The organism is Microvirga antarctica (genome assembly GCF_017921815.1).
Lineage (GTDB): Bacteria > Pseudomonadota > Alphaproteobacteria > Rhizobiales > Beijerinckiaceae > Microvirga > Microvirga antarctica.
Genome location: NZ_JAGEMM010000001.1, coordinates 992,982 through 1,010,132, shown reverse-complemented (window position 1 = coordinate 1,010,132; position 17,151 = coordinate 992,982). Strand labels below are relative to the sequence as shown.

12 protein-coding genes, 1 other RNA gene and 1 pseudogene are annotated in these 17,151 nt (G+C 63.6%); 8 read left to right on the top strand and 6 right to left on the bottom strand.

Annotated elements, in window-relative coordinates:
• Positions 1–116 precede the first annotated feature (116 nt).
• The 6 genes and pseudogenes from ettA to metH all read left to right on the top strand — a co-directional run bounded on the left by ettA (position 117) and on the right by metH (position 10,143).
• Complete coding sequence (ettA, locus tag J4G32_RS04850) at positions 117–1,769, top strand: energy-dependent translational throttle protein EttA (protein WP_210484989.1); 1,653 nt, start codon at positions 117–119, stop codon at positions 1,767–1,769.
• 92 nt (positions 1,770–1,861) lie between these two features.
• Positions 1,862–3,379 carry an AMP nucleosidase gene (locus J4G32_RS04845; protein ID WP_210484988.1) on the top strand — a complete coding sequence of 506 codons (1,518 nt, stop codon included), beginning with the start codon at positions 1,862–1,864 and terminating at the stop codon, positions 3,377–3,379.
• A gap of 11 nt (positions 3,380–3,390) precedes the next feature.
• Positions 3,391–4,272, top strand: a complete 882-nt coding sequence (locus J4G32_RS04840; protein ID WP_210484987.1) for a DMT family transporter — start codon at positions 3,391–3,393, stop codon at positions 4,270–4,272.
• Positions 4,273–4,399: 127 nt separating this feature from the next.
• A complete protein-coding gene (locus J4G32_RS04835) occupies positions 4,400–5,413 on the top strand; it encodes an ArsR/SmtB family transcription factor (RefSeq protein WP_210484986.1) in 1,014 nt (337 codons plus the stop codon).
• Positions 5,413–6,314 (top strand): annotated as a pseudogene (gene metF, locus J4G32_RS04830) (methylenetetrahydrofolate reductase [NAD(P)H]). The gene J4G32_RS04835 and the pseudogene metF overlap by 1 nt, the downstream one beginning before the upstream one ends.
• A gap of 73 nt (positions 6,315–6,387) precedes the next feature.
• Positions 6,388–10,143 carry a methionine synthase gene (metH, locus tag J4G32_RS04825; protein ID WP_210484985.1) on the top strand — a complete coding sequence of 1,252 codons (3,756 nt, stop codon included), beginning with the start codon at positions 6,388–6,390 and terminating at the stop codon, positions 10,141–10,143.
• Positions 10,144–10,157: 14 nt separating this feature from the next.
• On the opposite strand, the gene J4G32_RS04820 is transcribed toward metH, so the two are convergent.
• The 6 genes from J4G32_RS04820 to J4G32_RS04795 form a co-directional block, all read right to left on the bottom strand.
• On the bottom strand, positions 10,158–11,390 hold the full coding sequence (locus J4G32_RS04820) for an ABC transporter permease (protein WP_210484984.1): 1,233 nt from the start codon (positions 11,388–11,390) through the stop codon (positions 10,158–10,160).
• Complete coding sequence (locus tag J4G32_RS04815) at positions 11,387–12,103, bottom strand: ABC transporter ATP-binding protein (RefSeq protein ID WP_210484983.1); 717 nt, start codon at positions 12,101–12,103, stop codon at positions 11,387–11,389. The genes J4G32_RS04820 and J4G32_RS04815 overlap by 4 nt, the downstream gene beginning before the upstream one ends.
• 10 nt (positions 12,104–12,113) lie before the next feature.
• The gene (locus tag J4G32_RS22075; protein WP_210484982.1) at positions 12,114–13,538 is read right to left on the bottom strand and encodes an efflux RND transporter periplasmic adaptor subunit; all 1,425 of its coding nucleotides are present in this window, start codon (positions 13,536–13,538) and stop codon (positions 12,114–12,116) included.
• 79 nt (positions 13,539–13,617) lie between these two features.
• Positions 13,618–14,388 carry an N-acetylmuramoyl-L-alanine amidase gene (locus tag J4G32_RS04805; RefSeq protein WP_210484981.1) on the bottom strand — a complete coding sequence of 257 codons (771 nt, stop codon included), beginning with the start codon at positions 14,386–14,388 and terminating at the stop codon, positions 13,618–13,620.
• 4 nt (positions 14,389–14,392) lie between these two features.
• Positions 14,393–15,118: a TerB family tellurite resistance protein gene (locus J4G32_RS04800; protein WP_210484980.1), complete on the bottom strand. Its 726-nt coding sequence runs from the start codon at positions 15,116–15,118 to the stop codon at positions 14,393–14,395.
• Positions 15,119–15,202: 84 nt separating this feature from the next.
• Positions 15,203–15,481: a glycine zipper domain-containing protein gene (locus tag J4G32_RS04795; protein WP_210484979.1), complete on the bottom strand. Its 279-nt coding sequence runs from the start codon at positions 15,479–15,481 to the stop codon at positions 15,203–15,205.
• 294 nt (positions 15,482–15,775) lie between these two features.
• Here J4G32_RS04795 and J4G32_RS04790 point away from each other — a divergent pair, with 294 nt between their 5' ends.
• Both J4G32_RS04790 and rnpB read left to right on the top strand, forming a co-directional pair.
• The gene (locus J4G32_RS04790; RefSeq protein WP_210484978.1) at positions 15,776–16,549 is read left to right on the top strand and encodes a lytic transglycosylase domain-containing protein; all 774 of its coding nucleotides are present in this window, start codon (positions 15,776–15,778) and stop codon (positions 16,547–16,549) included.
• 42 nt (positions 16,550–16,591) lie between these two features.
• Positions 16,592–16,988: RNase P RNA component class A (gene rnpB / locus J4G32_RS04785), an RNA gene on the top strand.
• Positions 16,989–17,151: the final 163 nt, after the last annotated feature.

Below are 17,151 nucleotides of genomic sequence, written 5' to 3'. Positions count from 1 at the left end.
CTCGCCCTGCTGCGGCTTGGCGTCCGAAAGGCGGGTTCGCCTTGCTCCCGCCGTTCCCCCCTGCTAACTGACACGGAATTCCATTCACCGCGACCAGCTTTCAGCAGGGTTTTTCCGTGTCCCGTCAGTTCATCTACCATATGCGTGGCCTCACCAAGGCCTATCCGGGCGGCAAGAAGATTTTGGACGATGTCCATCTCTCTTTCTACCCCGATGCCAAGATCGGTGTTCTCGGCGTCAACGGCGCCGGTAAGTCGACCCTCCTGCGCATCATGGCGGGTACTGACACCGACTGGAATGGCGAGGGTTGGGTCGCAGAGGGCGCCCGGGTCGGCTACCTGCCGCAGGAGCCCAAGCTCGACGAGACGAAGACCGTCCGCGAGAACGTGATGGACGGGGTGGCCAAGCAGCGCGCGCTGCTCGAGCGCTACAACGAACTCGCCATGAACTACTCGGACGAAACCGCCGACGAGATGACCCGGCTGCAGGACGAGATCGAGGCGCAGGACTTGTGGAACCTCGATTCCAAGGTCGAGCAGGCAATGGATGCCCTTGGCTGCCCGCCCGACGACTGGGCGGTCGACAAGCTGTCCGGCGGCGAGCGTCGTCGCGTCGCGTTGTGCAAGCTCCTGCTTGAGCAGCCCGAACTGCTGCTTCTCGACGAGCCGACCAACCATCTCGATGCCGAGACAACGGCCTGGCTCGAAGGGCATCTGCGTTCCTATCCGGGCGCGATCCTGATCGTCACCCACGATCGCTACTTCCTCGACAACGTCACCGGCTGGATCCTCGAACTCGACCGGGGCCGGGGCATTCCCTACCAGGGCAACTATTCCTCCTGGCTCACCCAGAAGCAGAAGCGGCTGGAGCAGGAAGGTCGCGAAGACGAAGCCCACCGGCGCACCATCGAGCGCGAGCGCGAATGGGTCTCGGCCTCTCCCAAGGCCCGGCAGGCAAAGTCGAAAGCCCGCATTTCGCGCTATGAGGACCTCGTCGCCAAGGCTGACGAAAAGGGTCCGACGACCGCGCAGATCATCATCCCGATCGCCGAGCGGCTGGGCAACAACGTCATCGAGTTCGACAATATCAAGAAGGCCTTCGCCGACAAGTTGCTGGTCGACGGGCTGTCCTTCAAGCTTCCGCCGGGCGGCATCGTGGGCGTCATCGGGCCGAACGGCGCCGGTAAGACGACCCTGTTCCGCATGATCGCCGGTCAGGACGAGCCTGACGAGGGCACCATTTCGATCGGTGACAGCGTCAAGCTGGGCTACGTCGACCAGAGCCGCGACTCCCTCGATGCCAGCAAGACCCTCTATGAGGAAATCTCCGGCGGGAACGAGATCATCTATCTGGGCAAGCGGGAGATCAACGCGCGGGCCTATTGCGGCGCGTTCAACTTCAAGGGTTCCGACCAGCAGAAAAAGGTCGGAATGCTCTCCGGCGGCGAGCGCAACCGGGTTCATTTGGCCAAGATCCTGAAATCAGGCGCGAATGTCCTCCTCCTCGACGAGCCCACCAACGATCTCGATGTGGACACCCTCCGGGCGCTGGAAGAGGCGCTGGAAGATTACGCCGGCTGCGCGGTCATCATCAGCCACGATCGCTGGTTCCTCGACCGCATCGCCACGCATATCCTGGCCTTCGAAGGTGACAGCCACGTGGAATGGTTCGAGGGCAACTTCGCCGATTACGAGGAAGACAAGAAGCGTCGCCTCGGGGTGGATTCCACCACGCCCCACCGGATCAAGTACAAGAAATTCATGCGCTAGGAACGGGCGAATTCCCGTCGCGGGCAGGGCGGTCGCGTCGACCGCTCGTCTCGCGGCGTGAATGGGTGTTGGGTTGCGACGTGAAACAGTGTATGACCCTTGAGGCACCAGACCTTGAGAAAGTTGTCCACGTGCCACCCGAGCAATTCTCCGCATTCCAGCTCGCATCCTCTCCGGAGGAAGCCGTTCAGCTGCTGATTCAGCTCTATGACGGGGCCATCGATGCCCAGCGCCAGGCGCTCGAAAGCTTCTTTTCGAACCGAACGGCCCCCAGCCCCACCGAGCGCGCCAAGTTTCGCTATCCCGAGTTGCGGGTCATTTATCGCGCGACGACGATCCCGCCAATTCAGCAGCGCGCCTACGCCAAGTTCCAGGGGCCGGGCACCTACGCCACAACCGTCACCCAGCCTGCGTTCTTCAAACCCTACCTCATCGAACAGCTTCGCTACCTCGTGGGCGATTACGGGGCCACCATCGAAGTGGGTCTCAGCGATCAGGAGATTCCCTATCCCTACGTCTTCGAGCGCGGCGACGAGTTGGGTCGCGGAGCCTATTCGGCGGCTGAGCTTGCGCAGTTTTTTCCCACGCCGCTTTTGGCCAAGGTCGGCGACGAGATTGCCGACGGCACCTGGGAGTTTCGCGCGGACGAGCCGCGGCCGCTCTCGCTGTTCGATGCGGCCCGCACGGATTATTCCCTGCGCCGCCTCGTCCACTATACAGGCTCCGACTGGCGCCTTGTCCAGCCGTGGATTTTGCTGACCAACTATCACCGCTATGTGGATCAGTTCGTCCGCTGGGCGGTGTCGGAACTCGGCAACGAAAACTCGCCCTTCACGAAACTGGTGCTTCCCAGCGGCGTGGTGATCGAGGGCGGGCTGGGCGAGGATGTGGTGGCCGAGCTGATCGGTTCTTCGCCGTGGCATCGCTTCCAGATGCCCGCCTATCATCTCGTCGGCAAGGACGGTCACGGGGTGACGCTCGTCAATATCGGCGTCGGGCCGTCGAACGCGAAGAACATCACCGATCATCTGGCGGTAATCCGGCCCCATTGCTGGCTGATGGTCGGCCATTGTGGCGGCCTGCGGCAGTCGCAGACCATCGGCGACTACGTTTTGGCGCACGGCTATCTTCGTCGGGACCACATCCTGGACGACGCCGTTCCGCCCGAAATCCCGATCCCCGCTCTGGCGGAAGTTCAGGTGGCGCTCCAGGAGGCCGCCGCACAGGTCACGGGCCAAAGGGGCGATGACCTCAAGCGCCGGCTTCGCACCGGAACGGTGGTGACCTACGACGACCGGAACTGGGAACTGCGCTGGACGCAGGAGCGCCGGCAGATCAACCTCTCCCGCGCCATTGCGGTCGACATGGAAAGCGGCACCATCGCGGCCCAGGGCTACCGCCTGCGCGTGCCCTATGGCACGCTGCTCTGCGTGTCCGACAAGCCTCTGCACGGGGAGATCAAGCTTCCGGGCGCCGCGAATGCGTTCTATGAGCGTGCGGTCAGCGAACATCTCATGATCGGGCTGGCCGCCGTCGATATCCTTCGAGGACAGCGCTCCTCGCTTCATTCTCGCAAGCTCCGGAGCTTCGACGAGCCACCTTTCCGCTAGACCGAGAAGCCATGTCCCGCGAAACGGTCGGCCTTCTCCTCGGCTTCCTCGGCGTATGCATGTTCGCCGGGACATTGCCCTTCACCCATCTCGCGGTCGACGGGTTGAGCCCGATCTTCGTCACCGCGGGACGGGCGGCTGTGGCGGGTCTGCTGGCCGCCGCGACGTTGCTGTTCCTGCGGCGGAAAAGGCCGAAGCGCCACCAGATGGGAATGCTCGTCCTGACGGCCGCGTGCCTGGTGATTGGGTTTCCGGGCCTCACGTCGCTGGCCATGCAGACCGTGCCGGCCTCCCATGGCGGCGTCGTGCTGGGCATTCTTCCGCTGACGACCTCCATCGCAAGCGCCTTGCTCGCCGGCGAACGCCCGAGCCCTGCCTTCTGGCTGGCGGCCGTCGCCGGTGCTGCGCTCGTGGTCATCTTCACGCTTGTGGAGGGCGGGGGCGCACTCGGACGGGGAGATCTCTATCTTCTGGCCGCCGTATTCGTGACGGCTTTGGGCTATGTCCTGTCCACAAAACTGGTTCGCTCGGGGTTCGCCGGCTGGGAGGTCATTTCGTGGGTGCTCGTTGTGGCGCTGCCGCTGAGCCTGCCCGTCGCTCTCTGGCTCCTCCCGGTGGCACCTGCCTCGGTTCCGCTGTGGAGCTGGATCGGGTTCGCTTATGTGTCGGTGATCAGCCAGTATCTCGGGTTCTTCGCCTGGAATGCCGGTCTTGCCATCGGGGGAATCGCCCATGTGAGCCAGGTCCAACTGCTCCAGACCTTCCTCACTCTCCTCCTCGCCTCGCTCCTCAATGGCGAGAGCATTGGCCTTGCAGCATGGCTGGTGGCGGCTGCTGTGCTCGGGCTCGTGCTGCTGGCGCGCCACGCGACCGTCAGGCGCCTGCGATCCTAGACCGGTTCGGGTCGCGAGCCCCTGACGCGCAGACCCCGTCGACAAATTGACCCCCGGGTGTGCGAAGAGCTTGCGAAATGCTCCAAAATAGATATAAATATATCTTTATATGTGAGAGAGCGTTTTCGTGTCCAACACCGCCGCCCCGTCACTCGAGCTGACGCTTGCCATCCTTCGGGCAGCTGCCGAAGAGACGCGGCTGCGAATCCTTGCGTTGTTGACCGACGGCGAGTTGTCTGTTTCCGACCTCACGGACATTCTGGGCCAGTCCCAGCCGCGCATCTCGCGTCATCTCAAGCTGCTGGCCGAAGCAGGTCTTGTGGAGCGGCATCGCGAAGGCGCGTGGGCGTTTTTTCGCCTGATCGATCGCGGCGAGGCGGCCCGGACGCTGCGGCCCATGCTCGACGGATTGAACCGCGCCGACCCGCTCCTGCTGGAGGATCGGTCCCGGCTGGAGGCCGTCCGCGCGCAGCGCTCTCATGCGGCCCAGGCGTTCTTTTCGCGGCTGGCGCCGGAATGGGACCGGCTGCGCTCCCTGCATGCGCCCGAGCCGGTCGTGGAATCCGCAGTGCTGGAGGCTCTGGGCGACAAACCCATAGCGAACCTGCTCGACCTCGGCACCGGCACCGGCCGGATGCTGCAACTTTTGGCCCCGCGCGCGTCCCGCACGGTTGGTCTGGATGCCAGCCACGCCATGCTGTCGGTCGCGCGCGCCAATCTGGAGAACGCTGGACTTTCGCGGCTCGAATTGCGCCAAGGCGATATCTACGCGCCGCCGTTTCCGCGCAACACCTTCGATCTGGTGATCATCCACCAGGTGCTGCACTATCTCGACGATCCGGCGCGGGCGATCCGCGAGGCGGCCCGTCTGGTGGCGCCGGGAGGGCGTATCCTCGTTGTCGATTTCGCGCCGCACAGCCTCGAGTTTCTGCGCGAGGCGCAGGCTCACCGGCGCCTCGGTTTTGCCTCCGAACAGGTCGCAGGATGGCTCGGGGATGCGGGTCTCGATTGCACCGTCAATCGTCAGATCGCCCCGCCCGAACAGGGCGAGGGCCAATTGATTGTTTCACTCTGGCTTGGCCAGGACCGCCGTGTGGTCACGGATTGGCCCGCGATCGAAGCCGACAGAGAGGTCGCCTGATGTCACCGCTGTCCCTTCGTCCAAGCCGCCGCGCGGCTCACCCGATCAAAGTGTCGTTCGAGTTCTTCCCGCCGAAGACGCCCGAGATGGAGGCGACTCTCTGGTCGTCGATCGAACGCCTTGCGCCGCTGCAGCCGCAATTCGTCTCTGTCACTTACGGCGCCGGCGGTTCGACGCGGGAACGCACGCCACCGTGTCTCGTCTGGTGCGCGAGACGAACGTCAGCCCGGCCGCGCACCTCACTTGCGTGGCCGCCACGAAGGTCGAGGTCGACGGCGTGATCCGCGACTATTGGGATGCCGGCGTGCGCCACATCGTGGCATTGCGCGGCGATCCTGTCGGCGGGCTCGGAACCGCCTATGCGCCGCATCCGGAAGGCTACCGCCGCACCTGCGATCTCGTCGCGGGCATCAAGGCGGTGGGGGATTTCGAGGTGTCGGTTTCGGCCTATCCCGAGAAACATCCCGAGGCTTCCTCCATCGAGGCGGATATCGACGAGTTGCAGGCGAAGGTCGATTGCGGCGCCGACCGGGCTATCACCCAGTTCTTCTTCGACAACGACCACTATTTCCGCTTCCTCGACCGTGTCCGGGCGCGGGGCATCACCATTCCGATCGTGCCCGGAATCGTGCCGGTCCAGAACTTCAAGCAGACAGCGAACTTTGCCGCGAAGACAGGGGCCAGCATCCCTGACTGGCTGGCCGCGCGGTTCGAAGGACTCGACGGCGACGTGGAAACCCGCAAGCTCATCGCAGCCGCGGTCGCGGCCGAGCAGGTCATCGATCTGGTCGATCGCGGCGTCAGCGAATTCCACTTCTACACCATGAACCGAGCCGATCTGGTCTATGCCGTCTGCCGTCTGTTGGGCCTGCGCGAACCTGCCGTCAAGGCGGCGGCCTGACGAGGCGCGCCGTCCGCACGCCTGACATCGACGGATGGGTGACATCGATTCTGATCGTGACGAAAGACACCACATGACGACATTCACTCTTTCTCCGGTCGATGGCGCCGAGGTTGCGCGAGCCCTGCGCGAGATTGCCGCCAAGCGCATTCTCGTGCTCGACGGTGCGATGGGGACCGAACTGCAGCGCTCGCGTTTCTCGGAAGCTGATTTCCGGGGTGAGCGGTTCAAGGATTGGGGCCAGGACGTCCGCGGCAACAACGATCTGCTGATCCTCACGCAGCCGGATGCGGTGCGCGACGTGCATCTCAGCTACTTCCTCGCCGGCTCCGACATCGTGGAAACGAACACCTTTTCGGGTACGTCGATCGCCCAGGCCGATTACGGCATGGAGGAGATCGTCTATGAGTTGAACCGCGAAGGTGCGCGTCTGGCCCGGGAGGCCGGATTCATGACGCAGCAGCAGGACGGTCGACGCCGGTTCGTTGCCGGCGCCATCGGGCCAACCAACCGCACATTGTCAATCTCGCCCGACGTGAACAACCCGGGCTTTCGCGCGGTTACATTCGACGAGGTCCGCGATTCCTACGCGGAGCAGGTTCGCGGACTCGTGGATGGCGGCTCGGAAATCATCCTCGTGGAGACGATCTTCGACACCCTGAATGCGAAAGCCGCCATCGTGGCGATTCAGCAGGTCTTTGCCGAACGCGGTGTGACGCTGCCCATCATGATCTCAGGCACGATCACGGATTTGTCCGGGCGCACCCTGTCGGGGCAGACGCCGACGGCGTTCTGGCATTCCATCCGCCATTCAAATCCGTTCTCCGTCGGGCTCAATTGCGCGCTTGGCGCGCGGGAGATGCGCGCGCATGTCCAGGAGATCGCGAAGGCGGCCGATACGCTCGTCTGTGCCTACCCGAATGCGGGACTGCCCAACGAATTCGGTCTTTACGACGAAAGCCCGGAGGCCACCGCGACCATGCTGGCGGAGTTTGCCGATGCGGGTCTTGTGAATGTCGTCGGCGGGTGTTGCGGAACAACGCCCGACCACATCCGGGCGATTGCCGAAGCGGTGGCCGGAAAGGCGCCGCGGCGCGTTCCGGTGATCAAGCCGCTGATGCGCCTGTCCGGGCTTGAGCCTTTCACGCTCACGCCGGAGATCACCTTCGTCAATGTGGGCGAGCGCACGAACGTCACCGGGTCGGCGAAGTTTCGCAAGCTGATCACCAGCGGCGACTTTCAGGCAGCACTCGATGTGGCGCGCGACCAGGTGGCGAACGGCGCGCAGATCATCGACATCAACATGGACGAAGGTCTTCTCGATTCCCAAAAGGCGATGGTCGAGTTCCTGAACCTCGTGGCGACCGAGCCGGATATCGCGCGCGTCCCGATCATGGTGGACTCGTCGAAGTTTCACATCATCGAGGAGGGCCTGAAATGCATTCAGGGAAAGCCCATCGTCAATTCGATTTCGATGAAGGAAGGGGAAGCTGCTTTCCTCGCTCAGGCGCGGGTCTGCCGGTCCTACGGGGCAGCCGTCGTCGTGATGGCCTTCGATGAATTGGGACAGGCCGACACGCTGGAGCGCAAGGTGGAGATCTGCACCCGCGCGTACAAGATTTTGACCGAGGAGGTGGGTTTCCCGCCCGAGGACATCATCTTCGATCCCAACGTCTTTGCGGTCGCGACCGGCATCGAGGAGCATAACGGCTACGGCGTCGCGTTCATCGAGGGCACGCGTATCATCTGCGAAACGCTGCCGCATGTTCACGTCTCCGGCGGCGTGTCCAACCTCTCGTTCTCGTTCCGCGGAAACGAGCCGGTTCGTGAGGCGATGCACTCCGTGTTTCTCTACCATGCCATCAAGGTCGGCATGGATATGGGCATTGTGAATGCGGGCCAGCTGGCGGTCTACGAACAGATCGACCCTGAACTGCGCGAATTGTGCGAGGACGTCGTTCTCAACCGTCGTGACGACGCGACTGAGCGTCTCTTGGAGGCGGCGGCACGCTTCAAGGGGGATGGCAGCGGTCCCGTGCGCATGGCCGATCTCGAGTGGCGCGGCTGGCCCGTCGCCAAGCGCCTCGAGCATGCCCTCGTCAACGGCATTACCGAATATATCGAGAAGGACACCGAGGAGGCCCGCCAATCGGTCGAGCGGCCGCTGCACGTGATCGAGGGGCCGCTGATGGCCGGCATGAATGTGGTCGGCGATCTGTTCGGCGCCGGCAAGATGTTCCTGCCGCAGGTCGTGAAATCCGCCCGTGTAATGAAGCAGGCCGTGGCTTATCTCATGCCTTACATGGAGGAGGAGAAGGCGCGTCTCGGCGATACCAGCCGCTCGACCGCCGGCAAGATCCTGATGGCGACCGTCAAGGGAGACGTGCACGATATCGGCAAAAACATCGTCGGAGTCGTTCTCGCCTGCAACAACTATGAGGTCATCGATCTCGGCGTCATGGTGTCGGCGAAGAAAATTCTCGACACGGCGCGCAGCGAGAACGTGGACATCATCGGCCTGTCGGGCCTCATTACACCCTCGCTGGACGAAATGGCCAATGTGGCAAGCGAGATGGAGCGCGAGGGTTTCAGTATCCCTCTGCTTATCGGCGGAGCCACCACGAGCCGCGTGCATACGGCGGTGAAGATTCATCCCAACTACAACAAGGGTCAGGCCGTCTACGTCACCGACGCAAGCCGCGCGGTCGGTGTCGTCTCGTCGCTGATGTCGGATGAACTTCGAGGCGAATATGTCAGCACCATTCAGGCCGAGTATCGCAAGGTCGCAGACGCTCATGCGCGGTCGGAAATCGACAAGCAGCGGATGCCGCTTCACAAGGCGCGTGCCAACAAGCCGAAGATCGATTGGACGTCCTATGAGCCGCCGAAGCCCACCTTCACCGGCGCGCGCGTGTTTCGCAGCTATGACGTCGGCGAGCTTGTTCCCTACATCGACTGGACACCATTCTTCCAGACATGGGAGATGAAAGGCCGCTATCCGGCGATCCTCGATGATCCTCATCAGGGCGCAGCAGCGCGGCAGCTTTTCGATGACGCGCAGGCCATGCTGAAGCAGCTTGTCGACGAACGCTGGTTCAACCCCAAGGCCGTCATCGGCTTCTGGCCGGCCAACACTGTCGGCGACGACATTCATCTGTATACCGGCGAGAGCCGTGCGCAGGAGCTTGCCGTCCTTCACGGCCTGCGCCAGCAACTGCTGAAGCGTGACGGCAAGCCCAATATGTGCCTCTCCGATTTCGTCGCGCCCCGTGAGAGCGGCAAGGCCGACTATGTGGGTGCGTTCGTCGTGACCTCAGGTCTGGAGGAGGTTCGGATCGCGGATCGGTTCGAGCGTGCCAATGACGATTATCGCTCGATTCTCGTCAAGGCTCTGGCCGATCGGATTGCCGAGGCCTTCGCCGAACGCATGCATCAGCGGGTGCGCAAGGAGTTCTGGGCCTATGCGCCCAACGAGACGCTTCGCAACGAGGATCTGATCCGGGAGGAATATGACGGTATTCGCCCGGCACCCGGTTATCCGGCCCAACCCGACCACACGGAGAAAGAGACGCTTTTCCGGCTGCTCGATGCGCAGAACGCCATTGGCGTGACGCTGACGGAATCGTTTGCCATGTGGCCCGGCTCCTCGGTGTCAGGTCTTTATATTGCGCACCCGGAATCATACTATTTCGGTGTCGCGAAGGTGGAGCGCGACCAAGCGGAGGATTATGCGAAGCGCAAAGGCATGAGCATCGCCGAGGCCGAGCGCTGGCTGTCGCCCATTCTCAACTACGATCCGGCCTCCTACAACATCATCGCGGCCGAATAGGGCGCCGGCCCGGTTCAGTCGCGGCGCAGCGCCTCGATGGGATCGAGGCGGGAGGCTCTTTGCGCGGGGTAGAATCCGAAAAAGATCCCGACCATGGCGGAGAATCCGACGGCGACGAGCACGGCATTGGTCGAGACAAGGGACGGCCAACCTGCCAGCTGCGCGACGAAATAGGCGATGGAGACGCCCAGTCCGACGCCGATCAGGCCGCCGATAGTCGACAGAGTCGTGGCCTCGATGAGAAACTGACTCAGGATGTCCCGAGGTCGTGCCCCCACCGCGAGGCGCAGGCCGATCTCGCGGGTACGCTCCGTGACCGAGACCAGCATGATGTTCATGATCCCGATGCCACCCACCAGCAGCGACACGGCCGCGACCGCAGCCAGCAGAAGCGATAGCGTGTTGGCCGAGGCTGTCGCCGTGTTGGCGATCTCGGTCAGGTTGCGGATGGCGAAGTCCTCCTCCTGGTCACCGACAATGCGGTGGCGCTGACGCAGCAGGTCGGTCATCTGCACGATGCCGGGGTCGATATCCTCCTCGCGGTCGAATTTGACGAAGATCGACCCGACCGAGGCATCGCGAGCGTAGTTGCGGCCGATGACGCGACGCCGCCCCGCGTCCAGCGGCACAAAGATCACGTCGTCCTGGTCCTGGCCGAATGCGGATTGTCCCTTGGACGCCATGATGCCAATCACGCGAAACGGCACATTGCGCACGCGCACCGTCTGATCGATGGGATCTTCCTCGCCGAAGAGATTGCGCGCCACTGTCTCGCCGAGAATGACCACGATATCGCCACGCCGGACTTCTTCCGGATCAAATCCGCGGCCTCGAGCAACGTCCCATTCGCGGGCGTCGAACCAGTCGAGATCGATGCCATAGATACGCGTCGCCCAGTTGCTGCCGCCGGCGACGACCTGCGTCTGCCCCTGCACGAAAGGTGCCGCCGCCACAACGCCGTCGACCTCGCGGCGGATGGCCGTCGCGTCTTCGTCGGTGAGCGAGGAGGCCGCCCCCGCGCCGAGCCGCGCACCGCCCTGCGTGACGTTGCCGGGCGTGACGATCGCCAGATTGGCGCCGAGCGATCGGATCTGCCGGTCGACCAGATTGCGCGCGCCGGCGCCGATCGCCACCATGGCGATGACGGCCGCAACGCCGATGACGATCCCCAGCATGGTCAGCAGGCTGCGCAGGGTGTTGGTGAGGATGGCCGCGAGCGCCGAGCGGATCGCCTCCATGAACCTCATTCGGCAGCCTCCGCCATGCGCGCCTGAAGCGGCTCCTGCCTCACATCCTCGATCACCCGTCCATCCCTGAAACGCACGAGACGGCGCGCGTGGCGGCCCACATCGGCATCGTGGGTGACGAGGACGATGGTGGCGCCTTCGCGGTTGAGCTCCTGAAACAACCCGAGAATTTCGGTGGCGGTCCGGCTGTCGAGCGCGCCGGTGGGCTCATCCGCGAGCAGCAGGCTGGGATTGTTGACAAGCGCCCTGGCGATGGCGACCCGCTGCTGCTGGCCGCCTGACAACTGCATCGGCCGGTGATGGGCGCGCTCGGCGAGACCGACCCGTGCGAGTGCCTGGAGCGCACGATCGCGGCGGTGCTTGCGGTCCATGCCCGCATAGATCATCGGAAGCTCGACATTGCCCAGCGCATCCAGCCGAGGCAGCAGGTTGAACTGCTGGAAGACAAATCCGATCTCGCGATTGCGCAGGTGTGCAAGGCCATTGGCGTCGAGCGTCTCGACCGACGTGCCGCCGAGGCTGTAATGGCCGCCACTCGGGCGGTCCAGACACCCGATGAGGTTCATGAAGGTGGATTTGCCGGAGCCCGACGGGCCCATCACGGCGACGAAATCGCCCTTGTCGATGGCCAGGTCCACATGGTCGAGGGCAACGACTTTGCCGGCGTCGAGATCGTATACCCGCCTCAGACCCTGCGTCTCGATCAGAGCCATCGCATCGGCCTCAGAACAGACGCGGCGCGCGAGGACGGGTGCCTGCACGCTCGGAATCAGCGCCGCCGTTGCGCGGCCCGCTGCCGATGATCACGGGCGCGCCCTCGGCCAGCTTGTCGTCGAGCACCTCGGTGAAACTGCCGTCCGTGATGCCGAGCCGAACACGCAGGCTCTGTGGTTCGCCGTCAGGGCCGAGGCGAAACACCTGGCCATCCATGGCACTGTCTCCGGGATTGGCAGCGCGCCGGTTGGAGGCGCCGGCACGGGCTCCCTCGTCGGGGGCTCGGGACGCAGGACGAGCAGCCGCACCGGTCGGGCGAAAGCGCAAGGCGGCATTGGGAATACGCAGAGCATTGCGGCGTTCGTCGGTGACGATCTGGAGGTTGGCGGTCATGCCGGGCAGAAGCGCGAGGTCGCTGTTCTTCACGCCGATCACCGCCGTGTAGGTGACGACATTCTGGACCGTCTGCGCGCCCAGGCGCACCAGCCGCACGCGTCCGGTAAAATTGCGGTTCGGGTAGGCGTTCACGGTGAAGCTCACCGCCTGGTCGGGCTTGAGGCGGCCCACATCCGCCTCGTCCACATTCGCGTAGATGTCGATCTCGCGCAGATCTTGCGCGATGGTGAAAAGCGTGGGCGCCGACAGCGACGCCGCGACCGTCTGGCCGAGATCGATATCGCGCTTCACCACGACGCCATCGACCGGCGAGCGGATGTCCGTGCGGGACAGATCGATCTCGATGTCGCGCAATTTCGCCTCGCGCTGCATGATCGCGGCCTCTGCCGACTTGAGGCCTGCTTCAGCCAGAGCAATGTCGGCTTTAAGGCCGATCGCCTCGGCGCGATTGGACGCGATCTGCGCAGTTGCCGACACCAAAGCGGCTTTCTGGATCTCAAGCTGCGTTCGGGTCTGGTCGAGATTGTTCTGAGCCCCGACGGCGCGTGCCACGAGCTCGGTTTGACGATCGAAATTTCGCTGTGCTTCGGAGAGCTGCGCCTGGGCGCGGTCCCGTTGCGCCGCAATGTCGTCGGCAATCGCCTCCGAGCGCTGGAGCAGCGAGCGTGCCTTGTCGATCTGCGCGCGTTTCGTGTCCCGTTCGGCCTGCGCCTGGGTGAGATCGGCCAAAGCCGCGTCACGCCGGGATTTGATCTGTTCGGAAAATAACCGTGCGACGACCTGGCCCTGTTTCACCGGCGTGTTGTAATCCGCCAGAACTTCCACCACCTGTCCGGAGAGTTGCGAGCCGACTAGCACAGTCGTGAGTGGATTGAGCGTTCCGGTCGCGCGGACGCTCGCCGTCAGATCCCCCCGGTCGACGGCAGCAAGACGGTAGCCGGCATCGGATGCCCGGCCACCGGAAGGGTTCCACAAGAAGAATGCTGCGGCCCCGCATAGCGCGACGATCCCGATCAGCCAAAGCCACGTCCTTCGCACGCAATGGTTTCCTTAGCGCATGATGACCATGCGCCGAGATTGTGGCTGAAAACGCCGTGCGTTTCGAGTTAACTCTTTGTCATGCGGCGCTTTGTGGCCGCCGGGCGATCAGGTCGCGGAGCGTGACGATGGCTGACGCATCGGCAACGCCGTCAACGCGAGCGGGCCGGAAATGACGCTGGAACGCGCTGACGATGGACTCCGTCTCGTCGTCGAAATATCCTGTAATCCGGGCGCCGTAGCCGTACATGGCGAGCATGGCCTGCAGCGCCTCCACGGGCATGCCCCGGTCGCCGCGGGCGAAGAAGCGTCCGTCGCGGATGGGAGCGGGTTCAACCCAGTGCCCCACGCCTGCATCGAACAAGCGCCTCCACGGAAACGCCTCGCCGGGATCGACCTTGCGCCCGGGCGCGACATCGGAATGGCCGAGCACGCGCTGCGGCGGTATCTGCCAGCGCGTGGCGATGTCCTTGGCCAGGGCCGCCACGCTGTCGATCTGCGCGTCGGGGAAGGGGGGCAGGGCGCCCGGATGGCCGGCATTGGCGATCTCGATGCCGATGGACGACGAATTGATATCCGTATCGCCATCCCAGGAGGATACGCCCGCATGCCAGGCCCGGCGCGCTTCGGGCACCATCTGCAGCACGCGTCCGTCTTCGAACACGAAGTAATGCGCCGAGACCTGCGAGATCGGATTGGCCAGCCATTGCAGGGCTTCGCCCGCATCCGGCATCCCCGTGTAATGGAGCAGGATCATGCTGGGCGGGCGGCCATTCTTGCGTTCGCCATGATTGGGCGAAGGAAAGACCTTCGTGGCGATCGGGCTTTCGGGCGACAGGGCAGCGCTCATGGGCTCAGCGGATCCCGCGCTCGGCGGCGATCCGGTCCCAGGCGGCGTTGATGGCGGCCAGGCGCTCCGTTGCGATCTTGATCGCCTCCGGCGGCAGTCCCCTGGCGAGCTCCCGATCAGGGTGATTGTCGGCCGCCATGCGCCGGTAATGCTGCTTCAACGCGTCGTTGGTCATGCCCCGGTCGGCCTTGAGAATAAGATAGGGGTCGTCGGGCTGGAGGACGTGACGGGCGGCGATGCGCTGGAAATGGTCGTCATCGAAGCCGAAGATGGTCGCCACGTCGCGAAGATACAGCCACTCCGCCTCGTGAATGGCGCGGTCCGCCTTGGCGATGTGGAACAGACCGTCCATGACGTCCTCAAGCAGCGCCGGCTCCTCGCTGAAGGCCTCGCCGATCTGTCTGGCATAGGCCTCGAAGCCATCCGAGGTCTGCATGGCGAGGTCGAACAGGCGTCGAACCCGCTCCTTCTCGTCCTCCGGCACCTCGACGATCTGCTGGAAGGCCGCGACCTCGATATCGACAACGACCCCGTCGGCCTTTGCCATCTTGGCCGCCAGGGCAACAAGACCCATGGTGAAGATGACCTCGCGGGTTGCCCGGCCGAACAGCGCGCCCTCGCGGTCGACGAGCATATGGCCGGCCACGCCGCCCAGCAGCGCACCGATCGGCCCCCCAAGAGCAAGGCCGATGCCGGCCCCGCCCAACTTACCCCAAATCGACTGAATCATGGTGATTCACTGGTAAGCCAGAGGCCGGACAAAAGAAAAGGGCCGGGATTGCTCCCGACCCAAAAAACCGAGCTTTTGCTGGATTTAGCGGCAGTAGATGTTGCCGTAGACATCCTGATAGGTGCCATAGGGGCAAGCAGGACGCGACGGCGTCGTTGCAGCACCCACCATGGCGCCGCCGGCAGCCCCGATTGCCGCGCCGGCCAGAGCGCCGCCAGCGCGCCCTGTCGCTGCGCCACCGATAGCAGCACCCGCAAGACCGCCAATCGCGGCGCCGCCGACGGCGCGATCTGTCGGCGTATTGCAGGCTGCCATCGAGAGAGTCAGCGCGCCAGCGGCAATCGCTATGATGATCTTTTTCATGGAAGCTTCCCTGTATCTTTGAGAGGGCTGAAGACGCCCAAACCTACTTAGCTTGACCTTACGCTGACGCCAACTCTTGTGCGACAAAACGGTTCCGTCTTCTCAATCGCCCACCGAATTAATTTGGACAGGCTATAGCCACGCTAGAATCGTTAGCCCGTGGCGATTCTGAGGCGAATCAAGGCAAATTTCGATATAGTATTAAGTATCGCAATCTACATAGCCGCCACATCTTTGCCTGATTTCGACACCACCGACCATCTTGTGCGCCGAATGCAGTTCGCGGTGGGGAATATGACTTTGCAACATTTTCTGAGAACCCTGATCGTTGCTGGTATTGGAATTGGTGGACTTGCGATGACTTTTCAGGCGCGCGCCGAAGGCGGAGAGGGCGCCAGCGTGCTCTCGCCGGATGCCTTCGCGGCCGAGGAGCCCCAGGCCGCTGCCGGAGCGGATGACAAGTCCGGGACCGCCGCGCCTGACGCCGCCGATGTGGCGGCGGTGTCGAAGGCCATCAAGGCGACCGCCAAGAAGGATTCCGTCAAGAAAGAAAAGGATCTCGCCAAGAGCGGATTGCCCGCGCCCAAGGCCGACACGGTGGCGGCAGCGCCGACCGAGGTCGACGAGGAGGACGTTGTGGCCCTGGATCCGAAGGCCGGAAAATCGAAATCACGTGTGGCCGACACATTAAAGGCGACGGCTCTCAAGCCGCTCATCGCCCGCTATGCGCTGCAGCACAATCTGCCCTACGGCCTTGCCGATGCGGTTGTCCGCCTGGAGAGCCGCTACAACGCGGCCGCGCGCAACGGTCCCAATCTCGGTCTTACCCAGGTCAATCTGCGCACAGCCCAGTCCCTCGGCTATACGGGCGACGCCCGCGGGCTCTTCGATGCGGAGACGAATCTGCGATACGGACTGAAATATCTCGCCCAGGCCTACAAACTGGCCGGCGGTGACATGTGCGGCACCATTCTTCGCTACCAGTTCGGGCACCGCACCCAGACCATGACAAACGCCTCGCGGGTGTACTGCGCAAAGGTGAAGACGATTATGGTGACGTCTCAGTAAGTGGGTTGACGCGGTTGGGGCTTTGGCAGCACATCCCACCCGTCAGCCGGCTGGGCGGCCGCTCCGGGTTCTGCCCGGGGAGGAAAGTCCGGGCTCCATGGAAGCGCGGTGCCGGATAACGTCCGGCGAGGGAAACCTCAGGGAAAGTGCCACAGAAAGCAAACCGCCCCGCACAGGCCTTTGGGCCTTGGGGTAAGGGTGAAAGGGTGCGGTAAGAGCGCACCGCGGACGCAGCAATGCGCACGGCAAGGTAAACCCCACCGGGAGCAAGACCGAATAGGGACGACAGGCGTTCGCGCCAGGCCCTGCTTCCAGGCCCGTCGTCCGGGTTGGTTGCTCGAGGCGGCCAGCAATGGCCGTCCCAGAGGAATGGTCGCCACGTCCGGGGCCTCAACAGCCCTGGGCCCTACAAAACCCGGCTTACAGGCCGGCTGACACCTCATCCCAAATCTTGTCCACAGGCGCACTTTCGTCCGAAAAGCACGCCAAACTGTTGCTCCGCTTACGGTTCATTAACCCTAAAGGACTCTGATGGCGGTTGCTTGTCGAGAAGCATCCCGAACCGCCCAGCTCCGTTGACGCCCATAATATCCCATGTTATC